Annotated in this window: 22 protein-coding genes and 1 pseudogene; 11 read left to right on the forward strand and 12 right to left on the reverse strand. The window is 71.5% G+C overall.

From position 1 onward, the window contains the following. Positions 1–7 precede the first annotated feature (7 nt). The 8 genes from AC6JA9_RS42305 to AC6JA9_RS42340 form a co-directional block, all read right to left on the reverse strand. Complete coding sequence (locus tag AC6JA9_RS42305) at positions 8–1354, reverse strand: universal stress protein (RefSeq protein ID WP_223750977.1); 1347 nt, start codon at positions 1352–1354, stop codon at positions 8–10. A gap of 154 nt (positions 1355–1508) precedes the next feature. After that, positions 1509–1925, reverse strand: coding sequence for a type II secretion system protein GspG (locus AC6JA9_RS42310; protein ID WP_223750976.1), 417 nt, complete (start codon positions 1923–1925; stop codon positions 1509–1511). Positions 1926–1986: 61 nt separating this feature from the next. Then, the gene (locus tag AC6JA9_RS42315; RefSeq protein ID WP_267698580.1) at positions 1987–3447 is read right to left on the reverse strand and encodes an adenylate/guanylate cyclase domain-containing protein; all 1461 of its coding nucleotides are present in this window, start codon (positions 3445–3447) and stop codon (positions 1987–1989) included. A gap of 150 nt (positions 3448–3597) precedes the next feature. Further along, complete coding sequence (locus AC6JA9_RS42320; protein WP_497958854.1) at positions 3598–6429, reverse strand: GAF domain-containing protein; 2832 nt, start codon at positions 6427–6429, stop codon at positions 3598–3600. Between the two features lie 145 nt (positions 6430–6574). After that, the gene (locus AC6JA9_RS42325; RefSeq protein WP_497958855.1) at positions 6575–7696 is read right to left on the reverse strand and encodes a hypothetical protein; all 1122 of its coding nucleotides are present in this window, start codon (positions 7694–7696) and stop codon (positions 6575–6577) included. A gap of 256 nt (positions 7697–7952) precedes the next feature. Continuing rightward, a complete protein-coding gene (locus AC6JA9_RS42330) occupies positions 7953–8837 on the reverse strand; it encodes a tryptophan 2,3-dioxygenase (protein WP_267698583.1) in 885 nt (294 codons plus the stop codon). A 132-nt stretch (positions 8838–8969) separates the two neighbouring features. Continuing rightward, positions 8970–9500, reverse strand: coding sequence for a cell wall protein (locus tag AC6JA9_RS42335; protein ID WP_223750973.1), 531 nt, complete (start codon positions 9498–9500; stop codon positions 8970–8972). A 193-nt stretch (positions 9501–9693) separates the two neighbouring features. Continuing rightward, on the reverse strand, positions 9694–10191 hold the full coding sequence (locus tag AC6JA9_RS42340) for a hemerythrin domain-containing protein (protein WP_223750972.1): 498 nt from the start codon (positions 10189–10191) through the stop codon (positions 9694–9696). Between the two features lie 322 nt (positions 10192–10513). Between AC6JA9_RS42340 and AC6JA9_RS42345 the strand changes: the two genes are divergently transcribed. From AC6JA9_RS42345 to AC6JA9_RS42360, 4 genes are all read left to right on the forward strand, one after another. Then, complete coding sequence (locus AC6JA9_RS42345) at positions 10514–11236, forward strand: lysophospholipid acyltransferase family protein (protein ID WP_267698584.1); 723 nt, start codon at positions 10514–10516, stop codon at positions 11234–11236. Beyond that, on the forward strand, positions 11229–12128 hold the full coding sequence (locus tag AC6JA9_RS42350; RefSeq protein WP_497958856.1) for an alpha/beta fold hydrolase: 900 nt from the start codon (positions 11229–11231) through the stop codon (positions 12126–12128). The genes AC6JA9_RS42345 and AC6JA9_RS42350 overlap by 8 nt, the downstream gene beginning before the upstream one ends. After that, positions 12125–13063: a proline dehydrogenase family protein gene (locus tag AC6JA9_RS42355; RefSeq protein ID WP_223750969.1), complete on the forward strand. Its 939-nt coding sequence runs from the start codon at positions 12125–12127 to the stop codon at positions 13061–13063. Before AC6JA9_RS42350 ends, AC6JA9_RS42355 begins: the two co-directional genes overlap by 4 nt. A gap of 173 nt (positions 13064–13236) precedes the next feature. Continuing rightward, complete coding sequence (locus tag AC6JA9_RS42360) at positions 13237–14052, forward strand: hypothetical protein (RefSeq protein WP_473571210.1); 816 nt, start codon at positions 13237–13239, stop codon at positions 14050–14052. A 75-nt stretch (positions 14053–14127) separates the two neighbouring features. On the opposite strand, the gene AC6JA9_RS42365 is transcribed toward AC6JA9_RS42360, so the two are convergent. Continuing rightward, a complete protein-coding gene (locus AC6JA9_RS42365; protein ID WP_223750967.1) occupies positions 14128–14691 on the reverse strand; it encodes a hypothetical protein in 564 nt (187 codons plus the stop codon). Positions 14692–15281: 590 nt separating this feature from the next. Between AC6JA9_RS42365 and amrB the strand changes: the two genes are divergently transcribed. Beyond that, the gene (gene amrB, locus AC6JA9_RS42370; RefSeq protein ID WP_497958857.1) at positions 15282–16070 is read left to right on the forward strand and encodes an AmmeMemoRadiSam system protein B; all 789 of its coding nucleotides are present in this window, start codon (positions 15282–15284) and stop codon (positions 16068–16070) included. A 1-nt stretch (position 16071) separates the two neighbouring features. On the opposite strand, the gene AC6JA9_RS42375 is transcribed toward amrB, so the two are convergent. Next, on the reverse strand, positions 16072–16686 hold the full coding sequence (locus AC6JA9_RS42375) for a TIGR02265 family protein (protein WP_046717182.1): 615 nt from the start codon (positions 16684–16686) through the stop codon (positions 16072–16074). Between the two features lie 158 nt (positions 16687–16844). Next, positions 16845–17174: a DUF3817 domain-containing protein gene (locus AC6JA9_RS42380; protein ID WP_046717183.1), complete on the reverse strand. Its 330-nt coding sequence runs from the start codon at positions 17172–17174 to the stop codon at positions 16845–16847. 194 nt (positions 17175–17368) lie between these two features. Here AC6JA9_RS42380 and AC6JA9_RS42385 point away from each other — a divergent pair, with 194 nt between their 5' ends. Together AC6JA9_RS42385 and AC6JA9_RS42390 are read left to right on the forward strand one after the other, a co-directional pair. Continuing rightward, positions 17369–17773, forward strand: coding sequence for a hypothetical protein (locus AC6JA9_RS42385; RefSeq protein ID WP_223750964.1), 405 nt, complete (start codon positions 17369–17371; stop codon positions 17771–17773). Continuing rightward, the gene (locus AC6JA9_RS42390) at positions 17770–18933 is read left to right on the forward strand and encodes a hypothetical protein (protein ID WP_223750963.1); all 1164 of its coding nucleotides are present in this window, start codon (positions 17770–17772) and stop codon (positions 18931–18933) included. Before AC6JA9_RS42385 ends, AC6JA9_RS42390 begins: the two co-directional genes overlap by 4 nt. Positions 18934–18941: 8 nt before the next feature. Here AC6JA9_RS42390 and mobA read toward each other — a convergent pair whose 3' ends face one another. After that, positions 18942–19559, reverse strand: a complete 618-nt coding sequence (mobA, locus tag AC6JA9_RS42395) for a molybdenum cofactor guanylyltransferase (RefSeq protein ID WP_497958858.1) — start codon at positions 19557–19559, stop codon at positions 18942–18944. A 631-nt stretch (positions 19560–20190) separates the two neighbouring features. Between mobA and AC6JA9_RS42400 the strand changes: the two genes are divergently transcribed. From AC6JA9_RS42400 to epsZ, 4 genes and pseudogenes are all read left to right on the forward strand, one after another. Further along, a complete protein-coding gene (locus AC6JA9_RS42400; protein WP_497958859.1) occupies positions 20191–21453 on the forward strand; it encodes a molybdopterin molybdotransferase MoeA in 1263 nt (420 codons plus the stop codon). A 97-nt stretch (positions 21454–21550) separates the two neighbouring features. Next, positions 21551–21949 (forward strand): annotated as a pseudogene (mobB, locus tag AC6JA9_RS42405) (molybdopterin-guanine dinucleotide biosynthesis protein B); the annotation flags it as partial. 90 nt (positions 21950–22039) lie between these two features. After that, positions 22040–22933, forward strand: a complete 894-nt coding sequence (locus AC6JA9_RS42410) for a formate dehydrogenase accessory sulfurtransferase FdhD (RefSeq protein ID WP_497960838.1) — start codon at positions 22040–22042, stop codon at positions 22931–22933. Between the two features lie 339 nt (positions 22934–23272). Beyond that, positions 23273–24766, forward strand: a complete 1494-nt coding sequence (gene epsZ / locus AC6JA9_RS42415) for an exopolysaccharide biosynthesis polyisoprenyl-phosphate hexose-1-phosphate transferase EpsZ (RefSeq protein ID WP_141329052.1) — start codon at positions 23273–23275, stop codon at positions 24764–24766. Positions 24767–24843 lie beyond the last annotated feature (77 nt).

The following is a 24843-nucleotide window of genomic DNA, read 5'->3' on the forward strand; positions in this document are numbered from 1 at the left end:
GGGGCTGTCACGAAGCAGGGACCACCATGACGGGGCGACGGCAGCGCGCCACCAGCTCCCGGGCCACCACCACGGGCAGCGCGTCCGGGGCCTGGGAGGGCACGCCCGACGTGCCCAGGCACACCAGGTCCACGCCCTCGCGCTCCGTGGCCTGGCAGATGGCCAGCGCGATGTCCTCCCCGGACACGCCCTCCACGCTCCAGCGCAGCGCCCGCGCGCCCTCGTCCCGGGGCACCAGGTCCCACAGCCGCTGGAGCGTCGCCTCGTGCTCGCGCGGGGGCTCGGGCAGCACGCCGGAGTGGTCCATGAAGCCCGTCTCGCCGAAGCGTCGACGGTGCACGTGCAGCAGGTGCACCCGGCCTCCCGGCCCCACCATCGAGCGCGCCTGGGTGATGGCGCGCAGGCACGCGTCGGAGAAGTCCACCGGCACCAGCACGCTCTTGGGAGGCTGCGCGCGACGGGGCTCGCGCAGCGTGTCCGGCACGCACACCACCGCCTGCTCCGCGTTGCGCAGCACGCCCGCGGACACCGAGCCGTGCCACCAGCGCTTCACCGGCCCCTGCGCGCGCATGCCCACGACGACCAGGTCCGCGCCGCGCGAGAGCGCCACATGCAGCAGGTGGTCCGCCGACCGCCCGAAGCCCGGCTCCAGCACCACCTCCACGCTCCCCTCGCCGAGCAGGTCGCCCACCTGCTCGCGCACCTCGCGCAGCAGCACCGTCTGCACGGCGGGGTCCAGCGCCTCCATGTCCCGCAGGCCGGGCTCCAGCACCTCCACGTGCACCGGCGTGTGGATGCCCAGCCGCTCGCGCGCCTCCAGGGGCGAGCACACGTACGTGGCCAGCACGTCGCACGGCCCCACCCGGCGCAGCTCGCGCAGGAAGCCCACCGCCGCGTCGGCCGTGGGGGACAGCGGATCCACGCCCACCACGACGAGCAGCCGCCTGCGTCCGCGCATCCAGTCCACCAGCGCGTCCGCGCGGCGCACCGACAGCACCGGTCCGCAGCCGTGTCGGGCCAGCCGCTCGGGCAGCGAGGCGCGCCGCCACGCCGACGTGCGCCAGCCCTCCGCCGCGGCCACCACCCAGCGCGAGTGCCTGCACTCCTCGTCGGCGAGCACCGCCTCGGTATCCGAGCGCACCCGGCAGCTCACCCGGCCCGGAGGCAGGTGCAGCCGCTCCGCCTGGGCCTCCAGGTCACGCTGGGCCTCCCGGCGCACGGCGTCGGTGAGGGGCTCGCCGTCCATCACGCCCACGAGCAACAGCGGCTCCCCCAGTCGCGCCGCCAGCGCCGCGGCGACCTCCACTTCGCGGGACTCCCGCGCCATCAGCGGGCTCGCACAGACGATGGCCATGGCCGCCCTCCTCGGAAGGGATGGCCGAGACTCCACCCCTGGAGGACAGATGCGCACGCCGCGCGCGGACGGGGCCCCCTCGGCGGACGGGGAGGAGCGCGGGGACCACCGCACGCCTGCTCCCCTCACACCGCGCGGACGCCTGTCCGGACGGCTACTTCACCTCCGGCCGAGGGTGGCCGTCGTGGTTGGTGTGGTCCTGCTCCTCGCCGTTGCCGCCCCGGTCATCGCTCTTGCCGAACGTGGCGAGGAACACCTGGCTGCCGTTGCTGGTGTAGCGGTAGTGCCGGCCCCACGGGTCCAGGGGCAGCGCGGGCAGGTACTTGGGGACGAGCAGCGGCTCCAGGTCCGCCTCCTCCGGCAGCACGTTGCCGTCCGCGTGGTAGCGGTTCAGGGCGTCCTCCAGCACCGCGAGGTCCTGATGGATGCGCTCCGCGTGCACCGCCTTCGAGCGCGTCAGCGCCCCCACCAGCACCGCCCCGACGAGCGCGACGGCGAACACCAGCCCCACCCAGAGGACGGGGGAGCGGCGAGAGGGCGGAGGGTGGGCATCGGAGGCGGGTGCTGTCATGCCCCCACCCTACCCGTTGAGACGCCCCGGGGCGCGAAAGACTTCGCGTGGGGCCCGGCGGCTAGAGCGCGCGGTAGAGCGGCACGGGCTGCTGCTTGCCCTTCAGGCGCACGGGAGGCAGGTCCTCGAAGGCCGTCTCCCGGGCGTCCACCAGGTCCCGGGTGCGCTCGCCCACCAGGATTTCCCCGGGGCCGGCCAGGGCACACAGGCGCGCGGCGACATTCACCGCGTCGCCGATGCAGGTGTACTCCGAGCGCACGGTGCTGCCGATGTTGCCCGCGACGACGACGCCGGAGTTGATGCCCACGCCCAGCTCGAGCACCAGCGGATGGCCCTCGCGCCCGTTGGCGGCCCACTCGGCCTCCGCCTCCACGCGCAGGTCCGTCATCGCGTCCATCATCATCTTCGAGCACTGGAGGGCGCGCAGCGCGTCGTCCGTGCGCGCCACCGGGGCGCCGAACACGGCCATCAGCCCGTCGCCGAGGAACTTGTCCAGCGTGCCGCCGCACGTCAGCACCGCGTCGGACAGCCGGCCCAGGACCTGGTTGAGGACCCCGACGACCTGCTCGGGAGGCAGGCTCTCCGCCAGGCCCGTGAAGTTGCGGATGTCCGCGAACAGCAGGGTGACTTCGCGCTTCTCGCCGGTGAGCACCACGCCGTCGGCGCTCTTGAGGATTTCATCCACCACGGCCGCGGAGGTGTAGCGCGCGAACAGCTTGCGCATGCGCTCCGTCTCGCCGGTGCGGCGCACGACGCTCTCGATGCGCGCGGCGAGCTCGTCCATGGACGCGGACTTGTTGACGTAGTCGTCCGCGCCGGCGCGCAGGCCGCGCACCTTCTCCGCCTCGCGGTCGTTCGCGGTGAGGATGATGACGGGCAGCCCGCGGGTGGGGCCCTCCTTGAGGCGGCGGCACAGCTCCACGCCGTCCAGGCCGGGCATCTCCAAATCACTCAGGACGATGGCGGGCTGCAGGCGGCTCATGCCTTCGAGGGCCTCGAACGGGTCCTGGAAGCAGAGCACCTCGTAGCCCAGGGCGACGAGGCCCTCCTGCACGAAGGCGCAGGCGAGCGGGCTGTCATCGACGACGACGACGCGGCGGCGCCCGTCGATGAAGGGGCGGGGGTTCTCCTGGCGGCCGGCGATGCGGTTCTGCAGGCCCAGGGCCTCGTAGATCTGCTTGTAGGTGCAGTGGCCCAGCTCCACGAGGATTTCGCCCAGCTTGCGGCCGTCGCGGCGCTGGCGGGCGAGCGCCTCCTCGAGTTGAGCGAGCGTCACGTACTTGAGGCCCACGAGCAGCTCGCCCAGCGCGGGCTGGGAGGGGCCCTTGTCGTGGTGCAGGCCCAGGGCCTCGCCGAGCGCGTCCTGAATCTGCTCCCGGGTGACGTAGCCGAGGGAGATGAGGGCCTCGCCCACGCGCTGACCGGTGAGGGCCTGGAGGGCCAGGGCCTCCTGCACCTGCACGGGCGTGACGATGCCCAGCTTGAGCAACAGGTCACCGAAAAGGGGGCTGGATGCGCTCATGTGGGGGCGGCCTTCCGCGTCCAGGAAGCCAGGGACGCAAGGACCGCAGCGTATCCGACCTGCCCCCGGTCCGGGAGGACTCCCACCACCGTGACCAGGACCCTCACGTCCGGAGCGGGCGAGGCATCCAGGACCCGCCCGCGTCGACGCTCAGCGCGGGGCCACGTCCGGCAACGGCAGCTCCACGGTGAAGGTGGAGCCCCGGCCGGGCTGGCTCTCCACGCGGATGCCGCCGCCGTGGGCCTCGACGATGCGCTTGGTAATCCAGAGCCCCAGCCCCAGGCCCTTGAAGTGCTGCGCGGACTCGGTGCGCTCGAAGCGCTCGAAGATGCGCTCCTGGTCCTCCTGCGCCACGCCGATGCCCTCGTCGCGCACCGCGAGCGCCGCCACCAGCCCCCGCGCCTCCACCTGCACCGTCACCGGCCGCCCCGCGCCGTACTTGGCCGCGTTCGACAACAGGTTCACCAACACCTGCTCCAACCGCAGCTTGTCCCAGTGCCCCAGCACCTCCACGTCCGCCACCAGCCGCACCTCGCTGCCCGCGCGCGCCAGCTCCTCGGACATCCGCGACACCAGCTCGCGCGTCAGCGCCGCCAGGTCCAGCTCCTCGCGGTTGAGGCTCAGCCGCCCCGCGCTGATGCGCGACACATCCAACAGGTCGTCGATGAGCAACCCCAGCCGCTGCCCCGCCCGCGCCGCCTTCTCCGCCCGCTCCGCCAGCCCGCTCGCCGCCATCGCGTCCTTCGCCATCCGCGCCAGCAGGTGGATCTGCAGCTGCAGCGCGTTGAGCGGCGACTTCAGCTCGTGCCCCGCCACCGACAACAGCTCGTCACGCGCCTTCACCGCCTGCGTCGCCGCGCCGTACAGCCGCGCGTCCTCGATGGCCAGCGCCGCCCGCGCCGCCAGGCTCTCCAACAGCGCCCGCTCCTCCGCCGTGTACTCGCGCCCCCGCGCCTCGCGGATGACCCCCAGCGTCCCCAGCACCCGCCCCCGCGCGCCCAGCGGCACCACGATGAGGCTCTGCGGCCCGTACCGCTCCAGGAATCCCACCCCCTCCGGCGAGCGGTCCCCCCGCAGCTCCTCCGCGCTCAGCCGCGGCACGAAGAGCGTCTTGCCCGTCGCCACCACCCGGCCCGACAGCCCCTCCCCCACCCGCGCCGGGTCCCTCCGCAACGCCTCCTCCAGCACGCCACGCGCCCGCGGATCCGGATGGTGCGCCGCCACCACCTCCAGCTGCTCCCGGTCCTCCCCGAGCAGCTGCAGCACGCACCCACCCCCCAGCGCCTCCGACACCTTGCTCGCCAGCACGTCCAGCACCGTGGGCAGGTCCAACCCCGCCTCGGCGATGAGCTGGCTGACCTGCACCAGCACGTGCAGCCGCGCCGCGCCCCGGCGGCTCTCCTCCTCCGCCGCGCGCGCGTCCCGGAACAGCCGCGCGTTGTCCATCGCCAGCGCCGCGCGCCGCGCCAGCTCCTCCGCCAGCGACACGTCCGTCACGTCGAAGGGCGCCCGCTCCGAGTCCCGCACGAAGGTCAGCGCCCCCAGCGTGCGCTGCCGCGCCACCAGCGGCGTGAGGATGACCGTGCTCGCGCGCCAGGACGCGCCGGGCTTCGCGTCCCCGGGCGCTCGCATCCCGCGGGTCTCCAGCCGGGACTGCCCGCTCGTCAGCACCCGCGACAGGAGCGACGGCTGCCCCGCGTCCAGCGGGAAGCTGGTCAGCTCCAACACCCGCTCCGCCTTCTCCGGGTCCGCGTGCAGCACCGCCAGCCGGCGCACCACGCCGTCCTCGTACGAGTCCACCGCGCACCCGTCCGCGAAGTGCCCCAACGCCAGCCGCGCCACCCCCGCCACCGTCTCCTCCCAGCTCAACGAGCCGGACACCAACGCGCTCGCGTCCGCCAGCAGGCTCAGCCGAGCCCCCAGCGCCTCCGCCTCCAGTCGCGCGGTGTGCTCGCGCTCGTACAGCCGCGCGCGCTCCAGCGCCTGCCCGCACTGCCGCGACAACCCCACGAGCGACGCGCGCTCCAGCGCGGAGAACGCCTTCTCCCGCTCGAAGCCGAAGGCCAGCGTCCCGAACACCCGCCCCTCCACGAACAACGGCAGCAGCGCCAACGCGCGGGGCGGCCCCTCCCCCAACGGCCCCGCCAGCGTCGGGTAGCGCTCGCGTATCGCCGCCACCGTCTCCAACCACACCGGCGCCTCCGCGCGCTTCGCCGTCTGCGCCAGCAGCTCCTCGCCCCCTCGGGGCAGCTCGCGCAGGGGCTCCACCAGCGCGTCCGGAACGCCCACCGCCGCGACGAGCTCCGAGGCCGCGCGCCCCTCCGCCGTCAGGTGCACGATGCCCGCCGTCGCCTCCACCGCGGGCAGCCCCAAATCCAGCACGACATGGGCCACCTCCTCGCGCGTGAGCGTCTGACCGAACGCCTCCGTCACCGCCTGGAGACGGCTGAGCCGCAGCACCTCCGCCTGCTCCACCTCCGCGCGCGCCCGCGCCACCGCCTCGCGCGTGCCGACCACCGCCCACTCGCGCTCCAGCGCCAGCCCCGCCAGTCGCGCCTGCAATCCCAGCCGCGCCAGCTCCTCGTCCGTCGGCCCCCGGCCCTCGGGCAGCACCGCGCACAGCACCCCCACGCCGCTGCCCGGATCCACCCCCGCGAGCAGCGGCAGCGCCACCAGCACCTCCCGCTCCGCGTCCAGCGCCACGTACGGCAACAGACCCCCGTCGATGTCCCGCAGCCCATCCAGCAGCCGCTCGCCCCGCGCGCGCGCGGCGTCGACGGACAGCCCCGGCGTGACGAGCACGTGCGCTTCGCTTCCGTCCTCTCGCCAACACATGAAGACGTCGGACACGGCGAGGGCGGACGCGGCCTCACGCAGCAGCGCCTCCAGCACCGCCTCCACGGACGGCGCGAGGGACAGCCGCTCCAACGTCCGCGTCACGCGGTCCTCGGCGGCTCCCCGGTTGCTCTCGGGCACCTTCATGCCCACACGTCCCCCCAGCCAAGGCCCACCGGCGGGCCCCACCGCGAATCCCCAGTGTCCCATGTCCGCTGTGCCCGCGAAACCCGCGCGCGCCTTGTACCCGGGAACAAGTCGTCCGGGCGTTCAGTGGACGAACACTCGGCCCTCAGTGGGCGAACACGTTGAAGAAGGCGAAGAAGATCTCCAGGACGATGAGCAGCACGATGACCGCCTCCAGGGTGTGCGAGCGGTCGATGTCCACGTCGCCCTTGAGCAGGCCGTACGTCTGGGCGAGCAGCTGCTGCTTGCGCGTCACCGAGCCCTGCCACGCGGGGATGCGCATGCGGCGCACCGCGGCCTCGTAGACCTTGGCCAGGTAGAAGTCGCCGATGATTTTCAGGCTGTTGTCCACCCGCTCGATGAACTCGTTCAGGTCCACCAGCGTGCCCAAGGTCTGCCGCGTCAGCGTGCGGTACGGACTGCGGAACAGCCGCGTCCACCCGTGGCGCTTGGCCTGCACCTCGTCGTGGATGCGCGCGATGTGCTCGTCCAGCTTCTCGTCGAAGTAGCGGAACTCCAACAGCTGCGCGTTGGCGATTTCGAGCAGGTCCGGGATGTCCCCCGAGCCCGACGGCTCGTAGACGAACGCGCTGTTCCAGTCGATGACGACCAAATCATTCACCGTGTAGCTGAAGCGCACCTGGGTGACGGCCTCGCTCTCCCGGCGCGACAGCGGCGTCTCCCCGTTCTCCCCCAACAACAGCCGCGCCAGGTCCGCCTTCTCCAGGAGCTCCTCCGCGGTGGGGTTGCCCCGGATGCTCTCCGCGAAGATGACCGTGTAGCTCTCGTTCTGGTCCCACAGGTGCGCGCCCTGCACCGCCGGCGCAATCGTGCGCCGCACGCCCTCCACCCAATCCAGCGCCAGGTCCTCCAGCGCCTGGCTGTCGTAGAGCTCGTCCGCCACCCGCGTCAGCTGCTCCAGCGACGTGCCCGGCACCACCGGCACCCTCAGGATGATGGACGCCGCGCCATGGTCGAACAGCCGCGCGGTGGCATCCACCGTGACAGGACCGTCACGAAGCGCCAGCGCCCGGCGCCCCAACTCATACGCCAGCGGCGGATTGGGCAGCTGCAGGTACTGGCCATTCTCGCGCGACAGCTTCAGCCGGCGGGTGTCCTCCGAGACGGCCCTGCGCGCCCGCTCGAGGTTGATCTCCTCCGCGATATCGAAGGTCCGGTAGCACAGGATGTGCGCCTTCTCGAAGAGCAGGGGAGACTCGGCGGCCATGGTGCGCAGAAGCCTAGCCGCTGCCTCCCACCCTTCCGCGCGCCAGGTGCCCTTCCTCGCCCGCATGTCCGGGAGGCGTCATTCCACCCACGGCCACTTCACGCAGGGGCCCCCGGGGGACCACCCCACCCGTCCTCCCACGTCACATTGTCGATGTTTCAGCGGCCGAAGCCTGTCACCCCCGGCTTCGCCTCATTCCTCTCACCCTCTTGGATGTCAGGACAGGCGCGCAACGCCTGCCATGACCGGGGAAGGCTCACCGCGTGGAGGACGGGGGCCGGGCGCCGGGCGGCAAGAGCTCCGTGCGCACGTCCCATAGCTCCGGGAAGAAGCGCAGGTCCAACGCCTTGCGCAGGAAGGACACGCCCGTCGAGCCACCGGTGCCCTGCTTGAACCCGATGATTCGCATCACCGTCATCATGTGACGGTAGCGCCAGAGCTGGAAGCGCTCCTCGGTGTCCACCAGCTTCTCGCACATCTCGTACGCGTCCCAGTGCGCTTCGGTGTCCTCGTAGATGCGACGGAACACCTCCACCACCGCGGGGCTCTTCTCGTACGGCTTCTTCCAGTCGCGCTGGGCGTGGTCCTCGGGAATCGCGTGGCCCTTGCGAGCCAGGTAGCGCAGGAACTCGTCGTAGAGGCTGGGGGACTCGAGCAGCCGCTCCAGCTCCCCGTGCACGTCCGGCTGGTGGCGGAAGGGTCCCAGCGCGTTGGCGTCCTTGTTGCCCAGCAGGAACTCCACCGCGCGGTACTGCCAGCTCTGGAAGCCCGACGCGGGCCCCAGCGCGTCACGGAACTCCAGGTACTCATTCGGCGTGAGCGTCTCCAGCACGCTCCACTGCTCGAAGAGCATCCGCTGGATGTTCCCCACCCGCGCGAAGATCTTGAAGGAAGGCTCCAGCCGGTCCGCCTGGACATAGCGGATACACGCGCTCAGCTCGTGGATGAGCAACTTCATCCACAGCTCGCTCGTCTGGTGCTGGATGATGAAGAGCAGCTCGTCGTGGTGCGGTGGCTGCGAGCGCGGAACCTGCGCCGACAACACCCGGTCGAGCTGTAGGTATTCACCGTACGTGGTCCGTCCGGCCAGGTCGGTGATGATGCCAGGCTCCAGATCTCGTTTGTTCATGGGCCCGGGCATTCATGCCCCTGCGAGCCCCCGCGGGCAAGACTTCCCGTACGGGCGTCCCTCGAACCCTCTCCCGACGACGGAGCCTGGGTTGACGAAGGTGCGCGGTCACTCTCTGCCCGGGCCGGGGCAGCGTGCCGCTGTTTAACCGTTCGCGGCTTGCGCTGCTGCTGCCAGGGCCTTCGACGCGGCGCGGCCACGCGGAAGCTTGATGTCCTCGACGCTGTCAGCGGGGGCGTAATCCACCCACGCGGAGGGCCGGCGGTTGGTCTTCTCCAGCATGCGCAGCTTCTGGTAGTGCGCCGCGCAGTAGCCCTTGGTCCGGCTGGGCTTGCCGCAGCCGACGATGGCGCACGCGCGCGAGCCATCCGCCGCCGCCGCCGCGGGCTTGCGACCCCGGCGCTTGCCACCCACGGGGGCCGCCGCGCTCACCGCGCCACGCGCCGCCGCCGCCGGGCGACCCACGGCCTTGCGACCGGGCTTCGCCGCGGGCAGCTGGGCGCCGAACAGGGGACCCACCACCTCGGCCAGGGGGGCCAGCCGCTCCGCCACGTTGCGCAGCGCATCCAGGTCCGCCGTACCGGACTCCAGGCGGGAGACCACGTCGCGCAGCGGCTTGAGCTGGACCTCGATTTCGTTACGGATCATGTCCCGAAACGCTTTATCCACGGACATTCGTTCAATCCTCGTCTTGGCTAGTCTGGGTGTTGAAGGTCTGGAAGGGGGAGTTGATTTGTGAAGCCGTCCATACCCATACCTTCCAATTTAGGATTTGTCTAAAGGAAGCGATAAAAGGTGTGACTGAAGGACGTATCACCCCCCCCGCCGTCCCAGGTCGGGTCCCATTCCAGTGAGGCGGGAACGGCGCTCAACCCTCCCAGCGCAGGTCATCCAGGAAGGGTCCGGAGCCCGAGAAACCGGCCTCGGAGCCCGAGGAGCGCGTGTCCCGCCGGCACCGGGACAGCTCCTGGGCGAGCGCCTGTTGCTCGCGTGGAGCCATCACCGCGGTGAGCCGGGGCAGCAATGAGGACTCCACTTCTTGGAGATGCGCGACCCACAGGTCCTCGAGCGTGAGGAAGCGGGCCTGCCATTCCGCGCTCTGGAGGGGATGCTCCTCCAGCTCATCCAACAGCTCATGCATGGCCTGCCGATCCCCGGCCTGCTGCCGACCCCGGGCACGCCCCTCCACCCGGGTCACCCAGGGCTGAAGACAGCGCTCCTCCAGCCAGAGGTGGTGTCGCAACAGCGCCACCAGCTCCCGCACGACACCGGATGACCCAGACTCATCGTCACCCGCGCCCAGGGCCTCGAAGCGCTCCTCGAGCTCCCGGTGCTGCTCGACGAGGATGTCGAAAGGGCCTCCCATCCCTGAACCATCTGCACGACGGGGCAGGCAGACAACCAAAGGCGGGCTTCATCCTCACATTATCGAAACTCAAACGATGGGTGGATCGAACGTTCGACAGGGGTGAAACAACCACATGGAATCGTGCCGTATCCGGGGGCTGAAAGCCCATGGGGGTCGACGCCAAGCGTTGCCTACTCAAAGCAACCTGGGGGGTGGGCCGGGAGCATCCCCCCGGGGACGGTGCGTGGGTTTGGGGCGTCTGGGGACATGGAGTGCAGGGGCCCGACTGCCCGGCCGGTCCGGCTGACGTGGCGCCCGGGCGTCTCCATGATGTGTCCCCGTGGAAGCCTCGCTCGCCACCGTGCGCAGGGCCGTGTTCCGCCTCGCCGAGCGGGGGGCGGCGCTGTCGGCGCTCTACCATCGCGCGCGGCTGATGGGGGCCGAGCACGTGCCGACCCGGGGCCCCGTGCTGTTGGTGGGAAACCATGGCGTCTGGGGTTACGAGACACCGGCCTTCTTCCACCTGCTGCACCGGGCGACGGGACGCCGGGCGCTGGGGCTGGCCGAGCGCGGCTTCTTCCGCATCCCCGTCATCCGCACGGTGTTGCCGTGGCTGGGCGGGGTGGAGGGGACGAAGGACAACGCGCTGGCGGCGCTGAAGGAGGGGGCGCTGGTGGTGTGCTACCCCGGCGGCGCGCGCGAGGTCTTCAAGCGTCCTCCGGGCCGCTATCAACTCCGGTGGGAGCAGGCCCTGGGCTTCGCGCACGTGGCGGCGCGCGCGGGGGTGCCGGTGGTGCCCTTCGCGGGCTTCGGGGTGGATGACACGTTCCTGTTCCCCCCGGGCGAGGCGAAGCTGGGCGTGCGGCTCACCGACGAGGAGAAGTACCGCGTGCCCCTGCTCGTGGGGTTGGGGCCGCTGCCCTTTCCGGTGCGGCTGACCTTCGCGTTGGGAAGCCCGCACATGCCGCCGCCGGCCGGTGCGTCCGAGTCCCGCCTGCGTGCGTTTCGCGACCGGGTGGCCACGAGCGTGCACCGGTTGATGGTGAAGGCCCGCCATGCTTGAGCCGCCCTCCTCTTCCCTGCAGCGCCGTCGCGCGGCACCGCTCGTCCCGGACGTGGAGGACATCCCCTCCGGCTACGAGCGACTGGTGTGCGAGGAGCGCCCGGTGAAGGGGACATCGGTGCGGCTGTTCACCTTTCCCGACGGCGACACGGACCCATCGCGCACCGTGGTGTGTCTGCCGGGCCTGGGCGCCAGTGGCCGCTCCTTCGCGCCGATGGAGCCCTTGTCCCGCCTGTTGCGTCTGCTGTTGTGGACGCCGCCCCTGCACACCCCGGCCACGCACTCGCCGCTCGCGTGGAACCTGGCCGTGCTGGACCATGTCGAGGCGCGGCTGCCGGAGCGCTTCGCGTTGGTGGGCTCGTCCTACGGGAGCCTGCTGTCCATCGCCTTCGCGCTGGCGCATCCGGAGCGGGTGCGGGCGCTGGTGCTCGTGTCTCCCGTGGCCAGCGTGCGTCGGGTGAGGCGGCTGGCGGTGTCGCTGTCGACGCTGGTGCGCGCGCCTCGGCCGCTGGCGTACCTGGTGGCGCCCATGGTGGCGCGGGTGCTGGGGGGCGCGCGGCTGCCGCCCGAGGGGCGCGCGGAAATCGTGCGCGAGGCGCGGCGGCTGACGCCCCTGGAGCTCTTGCGTCGACTGCGGGACGTGCTGGCCGCGGACTTCCATCCCCGGCTGCACGAGCTGCGCGTGCCCACGCTCGTCATCCAGGGCGGCCGGGATTTGCTGGTGCCGCCCGAGGCCGCGGTGGACGTGGCCCGGCACATCCCCGGAGCGCGGCTGGAGCTGCTGCGCGACGCGAGCCACCTGCCGTACATGAGCCACCCGGAGGCGTTCAACGCCCTCGTGGGGGCCTTCCTCGAGGAGTATGGGGTCGCCCCCCGGGAGCTGCGTGGATGAGCGCCATCGCCGAACAGTGGTCTCGCGGAGCGCTGATGTTCCTGTCGCGGCGGACGGGCCTGAAGGACTGGGCCACGCGGCTGCCTCCGCTGAAGAAGCTGTCGCGGCGCTTCGTCGCGGGCGAGACGCTCGACGAGGCGATGGACGCGGTGAAGGCGCTCACCGCGCAAGGGCTGTCGGCGTCCTTCGACCACCTCAACGAGGCGGTGAAGGACGCGGCGGAGACCCGCGAGGAGGTGCGCGAGTACCGCCGGCTGCTCGCGCGCATCGACCAGACGGGGGTGCGGGCCAACGTGTCGCTGAAGCTGACGCAGTGCGGGCTGCTGCTCGATGAAGCGCTGGCGCTGGAGAACGCGCGACAGGTGGTGGCGGACGCCACGTCACGCGGCTCGTTCGTGCGCATCGACATGGAGCACGGCGCGGTGACGCAGGTCACGCTGGACATCGTGCGAAAGCTCCACGCGGAGTTCGGAGAGCCGCACGTGGGCGCGGTGCTGCAGAGCTGCCTGCGGCGCACGGAGGCGGACACCCGCGCGCTGTGCGATGAGCGGGTGCGCATCCGTCTGTGCAAGGGCGCCTATCTGGAGAGCGAGGCCATCGCCTATCCAGACAAGGCGGACGTGGACGCGAGCTTCGTGCGGTGCATGAGGGTGCTGCTCGACAGCGGCGTGTATCACGGCATCGCCACGCACGATGAGCGGATGATTGACGCGACGCTGGAGCACGCCGCGCGGCGGGGACTGCCTCGCGGTGCGTTCGAATTCCAGATGCTCCACGGCATCCGCGCGGACCTGCAACGACAGCTCGCGGACCAGGGGCATCCGGTGCGCGTGTATGTCCCGTACGGCCGCCACTGGTATCCCTATCTCATGCGCCGCATGGCCGAGCGCCCGGCGAACCTGGCCTTCGTGCTGAAGAACCTCGCGCGAGGTTGAAGCGGACACCGTCCCTCCTCGTGGCCGATTGAACAGACGTCCCGTCCGCGAGTCGTGAGCGCTCAGGATTCGCGGGCCGCGTGCGTCCTCCTCCCACGGGAATTCCTGTCGTCCCGCCACCACGACGCCGTGCCAGGACACCCGGGTGCGCCGCACCCGGCAGGGGGAAGCACATGGCCATCATCCATCTCCGATTCCGGAGCCGTGCTCGCGCGTGCGGCGCGCTCCTCTTCGCCCTCGGGCTCGCATGCGCGGGAGGCGGCACGGGCGGCTCGGGTCGACCCGACGTGTTCGTCGAGCAGGACGCGGCCCGACTCCACGAGGCGCGGCAGGTCGCCGTGCGCGTGGCGGCGCTGGCCGGCACCGTGCGCGAGGTCGGCGCCAGGCTGGAGCTCACGTTCTGGTCGGAGCAGGGCGCGCTGACGCTGGTGGGCTACCAGGCCCAGGAGCGCGGCGGACGCGCGGGCCGGCCCGTGGACGCCGCGGAGCTCCAGCGACAGGTGGCCACGCGGCTCCTGTCCACCACGCGACAGCCGCCGGGAGAGGTGGTGCTGACGCTGGAGCGCGGGGCCTCCTCGTGGCGGGTGGAGCCGCCCCTCCTGCTCCCGGCCGAGCGTCCCCTGGGAGCCCGCCGCGCCCCGGGCCGACGCGAGGCCGGAACGCCCGAGCCCGGCGCCGTGGTGGAGGGACTCAAGAAGCTGCTCGCGCCGGTGCGAGTGCCGGCGGGAGGCAGCGCGTGGGCGGACGTGACGGTGCGCCTGCGGGACGGCCGCGTGGTGGGCTGGGGGCTGAAGGACTGGCGCGAGCTGCGGGGTGGCCGGGACGACGCGACGCGACCGGTGTCCCGAAGGGTGCTGGAGGAGACGGCCTCCGTGCTGCTGCTCCATGCGCCGGCGACGGGGGAGCGCTCGCTGCAGCTGGGGCTGCGCCTGGTGCACGAGCCGGGCGCGGCGGCCGCGGGCGGCTGGGTGGAGGTGGCGGCCCCTTGAACGACACGAGCCCCGACGCGCGGTGGAGACGTCCAACCGCGCGCGGGGCCCGTGGGTCCTGCCGACGACCGCCGACTAGAAGTAGCCGCCGAGCGTGGTCGCCACGCCGAACGTCACGTCCACGTCGTCACCCAGGCCGATGGCCAGACGGGGGCCGGCGCCGATGAAGAAGTGGCTGGTGACGTGGTACAGGAACGGCGCGTAGCCATCCAGGATGACGGTGGACGCAGCCCCCGTCCCGTCCTGCGTGGCGATGATGTCGTCACCGACGAACAGCGTCACGCCGGCCTTCGGCCACACGGAGATCTTCTCCGCCAGCGCGATGTTGTAGCCCACGCGCCCGCCGATACCGAAGGCGGCCACCGTGTCTCCCTCACCGAAGAGCACGCGCAGCTGCACGTTGGCTCCGACGGAGAGGTTCTCCTTGAGGAAGTAATCGGCGCTCGGCGCGATGTGGAAGTAGCCGTACCCCGCACCCTCCGTCGTGTAGCCCAGGTTACCGAACGCATCCGAGCTGACGACAATCTGCCCGGCGTTCCCGAAGCTGCCCGAACCGCCACCCGTCTCCTGCGCGCTCGCCGTCGACGCCACCATCAACCCTGCCGCCACGGCCATCGCCTGCCACTGATTTGCCTTCATGAAGCGTCCCTCCGTTGCGTTAGCCCGCGGTCATTCCCGGGCGCTCGGCGGCCCCTTCTAGTCAATGGGCGAAAGCGTGCATCCTTTTTTCGTTCTTCATGTGTCGGCTATCGCATCACCACTCCTTGAGAATTCGCGCAGGAGCGTACGACCAGGGTCCCATGGCCCCGGAGAACGGGGAGTTGGCGGAGGCCTCCCGTGGTGGGCGCGCGCGGTGGGGCCCGGCGTGAGACATCGCTGAGACACGGCGCGGAGCACACGCGTCACGCCGCGAGCCCGCGGACGAGAAGGCACGGCCGGGCGGAGGAGTCATGGTTCCCGGCCGGCCTCCCCATTCGCGAAGTCCCGCGCACCAGGCGGCCCTGACCGCCCGGGAGGAGTGCGCGGCACGAAGCGTTGGATAGCAATCACCGAGCCACCCGCGCGCCCGGGCGAAATCAATCCCTTGTCACCCCGGGGCCCTCGGCGGACGCGCGGAGGTGGGACCCGCTCATCCCAGAAGCGAACAGTCTTGCAATGATTGGCATGACTGACGTTGCCGTGCTTCTTTAGGATTCCAGCAGGTGCCCCGTTCGCGGTGGGAGGGGACCATGCCTCGAGTGCGCACGCCCGCGGTCGCGGGCTCCTTCTATCCGGCCCAGCCCTCCACGCTGTCCACCCAGCTGGACACGTGGCTGGAGCAGGCGCGTGTGCCGGGGGACGCGTCGCCCGCGGCGCTCATCGTCCCCCATGCCGCGTATGTCTATTCCGGCGGGGTGGCGGCGGCGGCCTACGCCACGCTGTGGCCGCGCCGCGCCGCGCGCACGCGGGTGTTGCTGCTGGGCCCCAGCCACTTCGTCCCCCTGCGGGGCGTGGCGTATCCGGAGGTGGACCTGCTGTGCACGCCCCTGGGGGACGTGCGGCTGGACGAAGGGCTGCGCGAGCGGGCCATGCGGCTGCCCCAGGTGACGGCGTCGACGGGAGCGCACGAGGCGGAGCACGGCTTGGAGGTACAGCTCCCGTTCCTGCAGCGGGTGCTGGAGCACTTCACGGTGCTGCCGCTGGTGGTGGGCCGGGGCGCGTCGGACCAGGCGGCGCAGGTGCTGGAGGCGCTGTGGGACGAGGACGTGCTGCCCGTCATCACGTCGGACCTGTCGCATCACCTGCCCTACGAGCACGCCGCGCGGGCGGACCGGGTGACGGCGGCGCGGGTGCTGTCGTTGGAGGAGCCGCTGGACGCGGGGAGCGCGTGTGGCGCGGAGGCCATCAACGGGCTCTTGCGCGTGGCGAAGCGGCGGGCGCTGCGGCCCCGGATGGTGGCGCTGCGCAGCTCCGGGGATGCGTTCGGCGCGCACGAAGGCGTGGTGGGCTACGGGGCCTTCGTGTTCGACGCGCCGTGAGTCAGTCGTCCCAGGAGAGGGTGTACTCGCTGTCGAGCAGCGACGTCTGGCGGCCCCGCACCTGGATGTCCTGGGCGCCCACGGCCTGGAGCGCGCCCTCGAGCATGCCCTCGTTGTAGGCGACGGGGGTGAAGATGCGGCGCATGTGGATGCGGCCCGCGCGGGCGCTGGTCCACTCCACCACCAGCTCACCGAAGTCGATGGCCATGCGGTAGGCCTCCGGCAGCATGTTGACCAGCTGCTTCGGGTCGCCGCCCACCTGCTGGCGCACCTCCGAGCCGAACATGGAGTGCACGAAGGCGAGCGTGCCCTGGACGCCAATCTGGCGCATGGCCTCCTCGAAGCCGCCCAGCTGGGGCGCGAGCAGGTGGGCCGCGGCGAAGAACAGCCGCATGAAGGGCGGCACCGGGTACAGCTCGGTGGGGTCCAGGTCCGCGGGCATGTCGCCCGCGTCGACGATGCGCTTCACCGCCTGCTCACCGCCCAGGAAGCGCACGGTGTCGAGCACGGCGGCGAAGTGCATGCCCCGGATGTGCTCGGAGGGCTGCACGAGCGCGAGCCGCGCCTCCAGCTCGCGCTGGACGTCCTCGGGCGTGTTCCAGATGCCGCGTTCCATGAGAGCCGACCTCCACCGTGAAAAAATCCGCGCGGAATGCTCGCACAGCTTGCTCGCGCGCGCGAACTCCTTGGAGGGCTCGCACCCGCTCCGCGTGGAGCACGAGCCGACGTGTGAGGTCGGGTGACGCCCTCGGCGGAGCCTCCAGCGCTCTGGGTTCAGGAACCAAGGGGGCCGGCGGCACGGGGGGTGGTGGAGGCTTCCTCTTTCCGGAGCTTCGCGTCGAGCAGGAAGTTGCCGAACGGCACCAGCGACGCGCCGAACGCGAACACCACGCGCGAGAAGGACCAGCGCAGGGCGATGGCCACCTCCATCAGCGCGAAGAGGTACAGCACGAACAACAGCCCGTGGGCCATGCCCGCGAAGCGCACCGCCAGGGGCATCCCCGCCGCGTACTTCAGGGGCATCGCGATGAACAGCAGCGCGATGAAGGACAGGCCCTCCAGCAGGGCCACGGCGCGGAATCGTCCAAGAGGGGTCTTCAGCATGAGGGTCTCCTCGTCCTCTCTCCCACCCCCAGGCCTGTCCGTCCATGCGTCAGTGTGACGCACCCGGTGGCACGCTCGCCCGCCAGGTGTGCCCGGCGCATACCCCGCCGCCTTCGAGCCGTGTCATGCCGGGCGCTAGAATGGACGGCGGGCAGGACGTCGGCGTCCACCCAGACCCACGAGGGGGGAACATCATGTCGGGAAACGACAAGCTGGAGTCCACCATCCAGGTGCCTCGCGCGGACCGGAAGGGGGCGAAGCTGGTGCTGGAGCGCCCCTCCGGCACGCTCAACACCGTGGCCATGCGGCTGGTGGTGAGCGGGAAGATGCAGGGCCAGGAGCGGCGGCAGCTGCACTCGGCGACCTTCGCGGGAGAGACCACGCTGCCCCTGCCGGATGACTTCCTGACCAGCGCGGCGCAGGGCTTCGTGCGCGTGGTGTTCTCCGTGGCCGACCCCGCGGGCGTGGGGGCGCGGTTCCTCCAGCGCGCCTCGCTCGTCTTCGAGAAGGGCGGCAAGGAGGCCCTCTGGGATGACTTCTCCCTGGAGAAGGGCTCGGTGGCGGACTTCATCACGCTGACCTGGACGGTGGTGGAATGAGGGCGGCGCTCGCGCTGCTCACGGCGCTCTGCGCGGGGGTCGCGAGTGCCCAGGCCACACCGCCGAAGCCGAACACGGTGGAGCTGGACTTCCCGAGCATCCTGCGCGGCGGCTCGGAGGCGGCCGCGGGGTTGGATGTCGCCACGGCGGGAGAGCTGGTGCACCCGGCGAACCCCACGGCCCTGGTGGCGAGCCTGCGCGGCGTGGGCGCGGTGCTGAATGGAACCCAGGCCTCGTTCGCGCTGCAGTTCAATCCCTACCTGCTCACCGAGGGCTTCGAGCGGCTCTACTCGGAGGCCGTCGCCTCTCGCAATTCGTCGCTCGTCACGCGGCTGCTCCAGGACACGGCCATCACGCTGGGCATCGGACAGGACACGCCGTTTCCGGACGCGGCGCCCCAGAAGGGCCGCTTCGCCACGGTGATGGCGGGTGTGTCCATGGACGTGCTCGGAGAGCGCAGCATCTACGGCGCGCGCTACAGCCAGTGCATCGCCAACGTGCTGGCGGACCCGACCCTGTACGAGTTCCCCGACAAGCCCCTGCCCGGGGACTACGACAGCGCGGAGGACTTCAGGAAGGCGGACGCCGAGTACCGGGTCGCGATGGAGGCCACGCGGCAGGCGGGCATCGCGCGAATCCGGCAGGGGCTCCCCGCGTGCACGAAGGAGTCGCGCGCGTCGTCCAGCGCGCTGTTCCTCTCGGCGGGGGGACGCTGGGTGACGCCGGGGCTCGAGTCGCAAGACGGGGATGGGGTCGCCATCCAGCGCGGGTTCGGCGCGGCCACGTTGGAGTTGTTGAGCGACGCGGACGCGAACCTGGAGGTGGCCCTGCAGGTCCGCGTGCTGCAGGAGCGCGCGCGGCCGGAGCTGTCGATGGAGAAGTGGGTGGACGTCGGCCTGTCGTTCGGCGTCGCGTCGCCGCGCTTCCAGCTCAAGCTGGAGGCGACCCAGTCCCTGCTGAAGCTGGGGGGCACGGAGTCGAGGCGGGCCAGCGTGGTGGCGAGCACGCGGGTGCGCCTGGGCGACAACTTCACGGTGGGCCTGGGCGTGCAGGGGCAAGGCGAGGACATGTCCGATGCGCTCGGACAGATTCGCCCCAGCCTCGTGCTCGACCTGGCGGAGCTGCCCACGCTGCTCCAGTCCGTGCCGACGCCGAGGTGAACCGTGGCTCACCGTGGCGGCAGCGAGACACCGTGCCGCGCGAGGTCCTCGGGGGTGTTGACGTTCACCAGGGAGCGCAGCGTGGGGTCCACCGCGCGCAGTGCGCTCTCGGGCAGGACCCGGGAGCGGAAGCGTGAGAGCAGCCGTCGCAAGGACGGGTCCTCCGGGAGCAGGGTCCTCCAGTGGGGCGCCAGCTCGGCGCGATACACGGCGAGGAGCGGCTCCATCCGTCCCTCGGCCTCGAAGCACACCGCGTCCACGTCCTCGCCGCGCGCGGCGAGCAGCACCCGCAGCGCCTCCAGCGACACGAAGGGCATGTCGCACGCCACGGTGACGACCCAGCGCGTGCGCGACGCCGTCAGCGCCGCGTGCACACCCCCTGGAGCGCCCTTGTCCGGGATCGGGTCCGCCACCGTGCGCAGGGCATATGCCGCGTAGGGAGCGGGGGCGTTCGCCACCAGGAGCACGTCGCCGAAGTGGGGGGACAGCGCGAGCTGCCGTGACAGCACGGTGCGCCCCTCGACCTCCAGCAGTCCCTTGGGCACGCCCGACAAGCGACGCCCCTGACCGCCCGCGATGATGGCGAGCGTCACGTCCGGGAACTCGGTGCCAGGGCGGGGGGCCATGAAGAAGGGCGCGTGTCCGGCGGAGGACCGTGGGGCCCGCGCGGCTGGAGCATGACATACACCGGGGGCCTGTCGCGGACAGGTCCCGCGCTTCCACCTTCGGACCATGACGCAGGCCATCTCCGGGGCACGTCTGCGCTGCTCATCGTGCCGTCGGGAGGCCGACCATCGTGGCCTGCAAGACCTCCCGACAAGCGCACCGGGCGCGTCCCTCGGAAATCCCTCACCCAACACCCCGTGGAGCCACCCGCCAGACAGGATCCGCAACCCGACCGCTGGCCCCCGCGCCCGGCGAGGTGTCCATCCATCGTGGTCCGCAGGGCCTCCCGACAAGCGCACCGGGCGACCCTCGCTACTTCTTTTGAGTCAGGTGCCTGGTGAGTCTCTTCCTGCCCAGCACTCCGTCCGATGAACTTCGCATCCGCCGGTGTCGTGGTCTTCCGCGCCTGGCCTCGCGTCGAGGCATCGCCCGAACCACCCTCCGGACGCCACGGCCAGTCCCCTGGCGGTCACCCGCCAGCCAACGCCCTCCGGATGACGCACCGGCCCACGTCGTGTCCGGCAGGCGGGCAACCGGCACGGGGTACGATGGACAAGGCGCCGCTCCCTCGACGTAGTCTGCGCCGCGTCGATGCCGCTCACGTCCCTTCACACCGCCCGGCAGGCCGCGCTCGAAGCCCTCTCACCGACGGCTCCCGAGTCCGTGCTGCTGCTCGACGCCCACGGCCGCTTCCTCGCCGAGGACGTCCGCGCGGTGCGCTCGCTCCCCGGCTGCGACAACTCCGCGATGGATGGCTGGGCCGTGCGCGCCGAGGAGACCCGCGGCGCCAACCGGGACCGCCCTGCTCGACTCCGGGTCGTCGACACCGTCTACGCGGGCGCCCTGCCCTCGCGCGCGCTCCAGCCCGGAGAGGCGGCCCGCGTCTTCACCGGCGCGCCGATTCCCTCCGGCGCGGATGCCGTCATCCGACAAGAAGCCGCGCGCGCGACGGAGGACCATCGCCACGTGGACCTCTTCATCACCGTCCCTCCGGGCCATGACATCCGCCGCACGGGCGAAGAGGTGCTCGCGGGCACGCTCCTGTTCAGCGCGGGTCAGCGCTTGAGCGCATCGGTGCTCGGGGTCCTCGCATCCCAGGGGGAGACCCACGTGCGCGTGAGGTCCGCGCCTCGTGTGGCGGTGCTCGCGACGGGGGACGAGCTCATCCGCCCGGGCCAGCCCGCGCTCTCGCATCAGGTATACGAGAGCAACTTGATTCTGATAGCGGCGCTCGCTCGCGAGGCCGGCGCGGACGTGCGCCACCTCTCCCGCGCCCGTGATGACGAGCAGGCGCTGCGCGAGTCCATCGAGCACCTCGCGCCACAGGTCGATGTGCTCATCACCACCGGTGGGGCCTCGGTGGGAGACAAGGACCACGTCAAGCGGGTGCTCACGCGCCTGGGCGCGCGCTTTCTCGTGGACGGCGTGGCGCTCAAGCCGGGCAAGCCCGTGGCCGTGGCGAGGTTGGGCACCGCCGCCGTCGTCGTGCTGCCGGGCAACCCGGGCGCGGCGAGCGTCGCGTTCGACCAGCTCGCGCGGCCCCTGCTGCTCCGGCACCAGGGAGTCCTCGAGCTGCGCCGCCGCGTCCGCGCGCGCCTGTCCGAGCCGCGGCACAAGCAGGCGGGCCTCACGTACCTCATCACCGCCCTGCTCGAGCACGACGACACGGGCGCCCGCGCGGTGCTGCGCCCCCAGGGCGCCGGACAGATTCTCCAGAACGTCCAGGCGGATGGTTGGGCCGTCCTGCCTCCAGGCCAGGCCGACTTCGCCGAGGGAGACGTGGTCGAGGTGGAGCTGTTCGACCGTCCGACACATGTCGCCGTCGACGCCCCCACCGGGGGACAGCCCACATGAGCCGCGTCCCCACCATGCGCATCCACGTCGCCGAGGACGACCTCGCGCGCCGCATCCACCCCACCCAGGTCGACGCCACGGCTGCGGGGCTCCACCCATGAGCCGAGTCCCCGCGGTGAGCATCATCGGCTGGTCCGGCGCCGGGAAGACGACGCTCCTCGCGCGCCTGCTCCCGGAGCTCGCCTCGCGCGGCCTGCGCGTCGCCGCCGTGAAGCACTCCTCCGACGCGCACCCGCTCCACCGCCCCGGCAGTGACACCGCGCGCTTCCAGCAGGCTGGCGCCGTGCTCACCGGCTTCGCCACCCCCGAGGGCGTCCAGCTCACCCACGACCAGTCCCCCGCGGACAGCCTGCCCACGCTCCTCTCCCGCCTCGTCGGACGCCTGGACCTCGCCCTCGTCGAGGGCTGGAAGGACGGCCCCCTGCCCAAGCTCGAGGTCTGGCGAGAGGGACTCGGCCCACCCCTGGCTCCGTCACGGCCCGAGGTCTTCGCGCTCATCACCGACTCGCCCCCCCCGAGTCCCACCAGCCCACGAGTCCTCTCCCCCGAGGACCTCGGTGCCATCGCGGACGCGGTGCTCGAGCACCTGCACCCGCCCCGCCCCGCACCCCTCTCCCCCGCCGACGCGCGCGGCGTCGCCTCCAAGCCCGTGCGTCGCTGGAGCGGCGCCACCTTCCAGCCCACCGAGGACGACGCCCTCGCCGTCGAAGAGCCGCTCGAGCTTCGCGTGAATGGCGAATCACTCGTCACCACCATGCGCACCCCCGGACACGACCGGGAGCTCGCCGTGGGCTTCCTCCTCGCCGAGGGCCTCATCCGGGGCGCCGAGGACCTGGGCACCCTCGCCCACTGCGGACGGCCCGGAGAGGAAGGCTGGGGAAACGTGCTCGAAGTCACGCCCGCCCCAGGCGTCTTCCTCGACCCGGAGCCCCTGCGCGCCACCCGTCGCGGAACTCTCACAACCTCAGCATGTGGAGTGTGCGGGAGGCGCAGCGTCGAGGACCTGCTCACCGGCTGCACGCCCCTGCCGCCAGGCCCCGTGCTCTCCCCCTTCGCCGTGGCCCGCGCCACCGAGCGCCTGCGCGACGTGCAACGCAACTTCGCCCGCACCGGAGGCGTCCACGCCGCCGCCGCGCTCGACACCGAGGGGCGCCTGCTCGCCGCCTTCGAGGACGTGGGCCGACACAACGCCGTGGACAAGGTCGTCGGCGCGCTCGTCCTGGCGGGCACACTCCGCGCAAATCTCGCGCGCCCCGCCGATTTGACGCGTCAGCCCGCGCTCCTCGCCGTGAGCGGACGCGTCAGCTTCGAAATCATCCAGAAGGCCGTCCGCGCCCGAATCCCCGTCGTCGCGGGCGTTTCCGCGGCCACCACCCTGGCCGTGGACCTGGCCCTGCGTTCCGGCGTGACGCTGGCCACGTTCGTGCGGGACGGCCGCTTCAACGTCCACTCCCACGCGGAACGCCTGGCGGGCGCATAAACCCATGAATTCCCGGCGCACGTCTCGCATGCATCCAGCCCCCCCTCCACGCCCGTACCCCTTCACGTCAGACCGGCACCGTAGATGCAGTATCCCGCACGGCTCCTTCGCAGCGGGGAAGCGAAGGGAGCACTCCCGGTGTTCGCTGGGACCCCGTGAGATGCGACGAGAGTCGGATGATCCAAAGATTTCACACCATGTCACGTCTTACTCACGGTGCGGGGGGTTGCAACGCACCGCACAAGCATGGCAAAAAGCAGTTCTTTCCGACTTGAAGATTTTCAGCCTCAACGGCAGCCTCTATCTGGACTGAACGCTCGGTCGAGCAGGTAGAGGGGGGTGGACACGATGAGCAGCGCAAGTACTGGTGCGGCGGTCGGTGCTCCTGGGTCGGCATCCGCTCAGGGCAACGTGGGGGTCGTCGCGGCGGAAGAGCAGGTTCCGGGGCCGAAGCTGGCGCCTGGCTTCGCGGCGAAGTTGAACCTGACGGTGGACCTGGTCCTGATGACGGTGGTCCTGACGGCCTCCGCGTGGATGGACGGCCAGCTGCGGGCGGAGCCCGGGTGGCTCTTGCCCGCCGTCGTGCTGGCGTCGCTGGTGGTGTGGATCATCACCGGCACGGCCCTGTGCCTGTACGACTCGCGCTTCGCCGAGCGCAGCCGGCTGGACCACGTCGCGCTGGTGTCGGTGACGACGCTCGCCGTGGTGACGGTGCTCGCGGTGGCGAACCTGGCCCTGCCGGAGACCCTGAAGGTCCCGGGCCTGGCGCCCCTGCTCATCCTGTTCTGGCCCGTGGCGCTCTTGCTGCGCCTGTTCGTCTTCCGTCCGGTGGCGGCGCAGGAGCGCCCCATGGACGCGGTGCTCATCGTCGGCACGGGGGCCATGGGCCGCTACTCCGGCGAGGACCTGACGCGCCGCGGCCGCCGGCAGATTCTGGGCTACGTGCGCTTCCACGACGACACGGGCTCCATCGGCGAGCTGCCCTCGAAGGTGCTCGGCACGGTGGATGACCTGGAGCACATCCTGCGCAACACGGCGGTGGACGAGGTCTACATCGCGGGCAACACGCTCAAGCAGGGCGAGGCGATGCAGGCCGCCATCAAGCTGGCCGAGCGCTTCGGCGTGCCCTTCGCGCTGCCGGCGCACACCTTCCGCCTGGACCGCGCGCGCCCCGTCGACAGCCGCGCGGTGGCGGACGGCTTCCTGCACTTCGCGGCGGTGAGCCCCAAGCCGCACCAGATGGCGATGAAGCGCCTGTTCGACATCTGCGTGTCCGCGGTGGCGCTGTGGATGCTGCTGCCGCTCCTGGGCTTCGTGGCGCTGATGGTGAAGCTCACGTCGAAGGGGCCCATCTTCTTCAAGCAGTACCGCGTCGGGCAGAACGGCAAGCCGTTCTACATGCTCAAGTTCCGCTCCATGGTGGTGAACGCGGAGGAGCTCAAGGAGAAGCTGGCCGCGCTCAACGAGCAGTCGGGCCCGGTCTTCAAGATGAAGAACGACCCGCGAATCACGGGCATCGGCCGCTTCATCCGCAAGTTCTCCATCGACGAGCTGCCCCAGTTCATCAACGTGCTGCGCGGGGAGATGAGCATCGTCGGCCCTCGGCCGCCGGTGCCCAGCGAGGTGGCCAAGTACGAGACGTGGCAGCGCCGCCGGCTGTCGGTGCGCCCGGGCCTGACGTGCATCTGGCAGGTCTCCGGCCGCAACCAGATTTCCTTCGAGGAGTGGATGTACCTGGACATGCAGTACATCGACCACTGGACGCTGACGAGCGACCTGCGCCTGCTGCTGCAGACGGTGCCGGTGGTCATCACGGGTCGCGGGGCCAGCTAGGCCTCCAGGCGACCTGACTTCCCGCGGGGGTGGCATTGACGTGCCGCCCCCGCTCGTCTTCTATGCACCCGGGCCGT

The organism is Myxococcus sp. MH1, assembly GCF_059738865.1.

Bases quoted from the DNA above. Each gene is read 5' to 3' on its own strand.
- AC6JA9_RS42350 (WP_497958856.1), top strand. From the start codon at position 11,229: ATGCTTGAGCCGCCCTCCTCTTCCCTGCAGCGCCGTCGCGCGGCACCG.
- AC6JA9_RS42380 (WP_046717183.1), bottom strand. From the start codon at position 17,174: ATGCTGAAGACCCCTCTTGGACGATTCCGCGCCGTGGCCCTGCTGGAG.
- amrB (WP_497958857.1), top strand. From the start codon at position 15,282: ATGCCTCGAGTGCGCACGCCCGCGGTCGCGGGCTCCTTCTATCCGGCC.
- AC6JA9_RS42310 (WP_223750976.1), bottom strand. From the start codon at position 1,925: ATGACAGCACCCGCCTCCGATGCCCACCCTCCGCCCTCTCGCCGCTCC.
- AC6JA9_RS42315 (WP_267698580.1), bottom strand. From the start codon at position 3,447: ATGAGCGCATCCAGCCCCCTTTTCGGTGACCTGTTGCTCAAGCTGGGC.
- AC6JA9_RS42340 (WP_223750972.1), bottom strand. From the start codon at position 10,191: ATGGGAGGCCCTTTCGACATCCTCGTCGAGCAGCACCGGGAGCTCGAG.
- AC6JA9_RS42330 (WP_267698583.1), bottom strand. From the start codon at position 8,837: ATGCCCGGGCCCATGAACAAACGAGATCTGGAGCCTGGCATCATCACC.
- AC6JA9_RS42355 (WP_223750969.1), top strand. From the start codon at position 12,125: ATGAGCGCCATCGCCGAACAGTGGTCTCGCGGAGCGCTGATGTTCCTG.
- AC6JA9_RS42320 (WP_497958854.1), bottom strand. From the start codon at position 6,429: ATGAAGGTGCCCGAGAGCAACCGGGGAGCCGCCGAGGACCGCGTGACG.
- AC6JA9_RS42365 (WP_223750967.1), bottom strand. From the start codon at position 14,691: ATGAAGGCAAATCAGTGGCAGGCGATGGCCGTGGCGGCAGGGTTGATG.
- AC6JA9_RS42400 (WP_497958859.1), top strand. From the start codon at position 20,191: ATGCCGCTCACGTCCCTTCACACCGCCCGGCAGGCCGCGCTCGAAGCC.
- AC6JA9_RS42335 (WP_223750973.1), bottom strand. From the start codon at position 9,500: ATGTCCGTGGATAAAGCGTTTCGGGACATGATCCGTAACGAAATCGAG.
- mobA (WP_497958858.1), bottom strand. From the start codon at position 19,559: ATGGCCCCCCGCCCTGGCACCGAGTTCCCGGACGTGACGCTCGCCATC.
- AC6JA9_RS42305 (WP_223750977.1), bottom strand. From the start codon at position 1,354: ATGGCCATCGTCTGTGCGAGCCCGCTGATGGCGCGGGAGTCCCGCGAA.
- AC6JA9_RS42385 (WP_223750964.1), top strand. From the start codon at position 17,369: ATGTCGGGAAACGACAAGCTGGAGTCCACCATCCAGGTGCCTCGCGCG.
- AC6JA9_RS42375 (WP_046717182.1), bottom strand. From the start codon at position 16,686: ATGGAACGCGGCATCTGGAACACGCCCGAGGACGTCCAGCGCGAGCTG.
- AC6JA9_RS42390 (WP_223750963.1), top strand. From the start codon at position 17,770: ATGAGGGCGGCGCTCGCGCTGCTCACGGCGCTCTGCGCGGGGGTCGCG.
- AC6JA9_RS42360 (WP_473571210.1), top strand. From the start codon at position 13,237: ATGGCCATCATCCATCTCCGATTCCGGAGCCGTGCTCGCGCGTGCGGC.
- AC6JA9_RS42325 (WP_497958855.1), bottom strand. From the start codon at position 7,696: ATGGCCGCCGAGTCTCCCCTGCTCTTCGAGAAGGCGCACATCCTGTGC.